Source organism: Alcanivorax sp. HI0083 (assembly GCF_001635175.1).
In genome coordinates this window covers 1-2,009 of sequence record NZ_LWFX01001236.1, presented here as the reverse complement: position 1 = coordinate 2,009, position 2,009 = coordinate 1, and the positions used below count along the sequence as shown (strand labels likewise).

The window sequence follows — 2,009 nt, the reverse complement described above, 5'->3', positions numbered from 1 at the left end:
TGCGGTGGGCGGAGCCGTAGGGGGCGTGGGCGTCGGCAGCCCACCAGTCACGGGCCGGGCGGTTGTTCCAGCTGGCCAGGTAGCCGCGCTCAGGGTTACTGGCCTGGGGGTGGGCCTGTTGGGGCAGGAAGCCGTTCCAGTCGTACTGGCCGTTACCCCAGCTGGGCAGCTCCGGGTGAATGCCGTTGGCACGCTGCGGATAGTCGCCGGAATGGAAATAGGCGATGTCGCGGTCGTCGATGTAGAACCAGTTGAAGCTGCCGGTGGTGTTGTAGAAAACGTCGTAGAAGCTTTGTACGTCATGGACATCGTTGCGGCTGGCTTGCAGGAACGGCAGGGCCGTATCCAGCTCGGCAAAGTAGGTGCTGCGCTGGCGAGTCACTGCCACGGGCAGGCCGGACACGGTGGCGAAGCCAATCACCGGGCCGTACTCCTCGGTGCGGATCACGCGGCGTCGGACGGCTTCGTTTTGACCGACCGCTTGCGGGTCGGTGGAGGAGGCCAGGTTCCAGCGGGCCACCCATTCTTCGTCGATCACGTCGAAGGGTTTGCACTGGCCGTTAACCTGGTAGCCGCCTTCACCGTGGGCGGGAGCCTCGGCCGGTGAGCAGCGCTGTACCACGCGCACGTCGGTGAGGTCGGAGCTGCCGGAGGTGGCACTCCAGGCGAAGTCCGGGCCGCGGCCGATGACCACGTAGGGCAGGCCGGTGAAGGTCATGCCACGGGTGTTGATATCGCCACCATGGATAGACATTTCCAGCAGCAGTTGCGGTACGAAGTAACTGGTCTGGGGGCCGAACACGGCCAGCGGCTGGCCACTGGCGGAATGCTCGGCATTGAGCAACAGCGCATTGGACATGGTGCTCGGGAAGCCATCACGCAGGCCGTTAAGGCCGGTTTCGATGCCGGCAATGCGTTGCATGACCTGTTCGCGCTGGTGGTCACTAAGGCGGGCGTTGTCTTGCCCGCTGGCGCCTAGCTGCCGGGTCAGTGTGGCCCAGTGTCGGGCCAGGTTGGCGCCATCATCGTCGAGAAATGACAGGGACAGGATGCCGCCGAGCAGGTCGCCCACGGTATCCAGCAAGCCGCCGACCACGCCGGTGCCGGGTAGGGCGGGCACATTGCCCAGGGCTTCGGGGCACTGAGGTTGGCCGGGTCGGCCACAGGGTTCATGGGTCAGTGGTTGGTGGGCCTGGAAAGAGCCGGCGTCGAACATGACGGCACCGGGGAACTGGCCAGCCAGCTCGCCGCTCAGCGGGCACAGGTCGGGCAGGGTTGGCGGTGACTGGGTGGCAAAAGAGCGGGTGGTGGTCACCGAGGATTCCTCATCCAGGCCGTTGCGCAAGTCTTTCCACAGGGCACAGGCGGTTTCCGCGCTGCCGGTCTGTTCTTCCAGCGCTTGCAGCAGCAGCACGTTCTTGTGCTCGTTGCCGCCGCCGCCGGCGAAGATGCCCTGAATCAGGGTGGCGATGGCGACCACGTCTTCAATCACGAAGGGTTCCAGCTGCACGCCCAGCGCCACGTATTCCACCGGCACCTGCAACAGGCCGCCACGGGCATCGCTCACGTACTGGTTGAGGCCGGCCACATAGTTGGTGGCATCCTCGAACACCTGGGCGCCGTCGTCACCGAAACGGGCGATGGTCTTGGCGATCATGGTGGTGCGGTCTTCTTCCCGGTAGGGGGCGTCCACCGCAATGTCCTGGTCGAAGGAGAAATCCGCCGGACCCAGGAAGCGGGACAGTTCACCCCGGCCGGCCCGGCGCAGTACGTCGAGCAGGAACAGGCGGTCGGCGGCGGTGACATAGCCGACGCCAAATAAGGCATCGCGGCGGGAGTCGCCGTAAATGTGCGGCACCCCAAAGTTATCCCGTTTGATGTCCACCTGGTAACCGGCGGTGTCCAGGGTCAGCTCACTTTCCCAGTTACCGGCGTCGGGGGCCAGCAAGGGGGCCGCTTTGAAATAGTCGGTTAGCTGATCATCGGTGATCCCGGGTTCGCTACGCACC

The 2,009-nt window shown here is 65.1% G+C and carries 1 protein-coding gene; it reads right to left on the bottom strand.

The genetic code is table 11. The features are described 5' to 3' along the window. The coding region (locus A3754_RS17960) for a penicillin acylase family protein (protein ID WP_197468705.1) at positions 1-2,009 on the bottom strand (2,009 nt) is incomplete at both ends.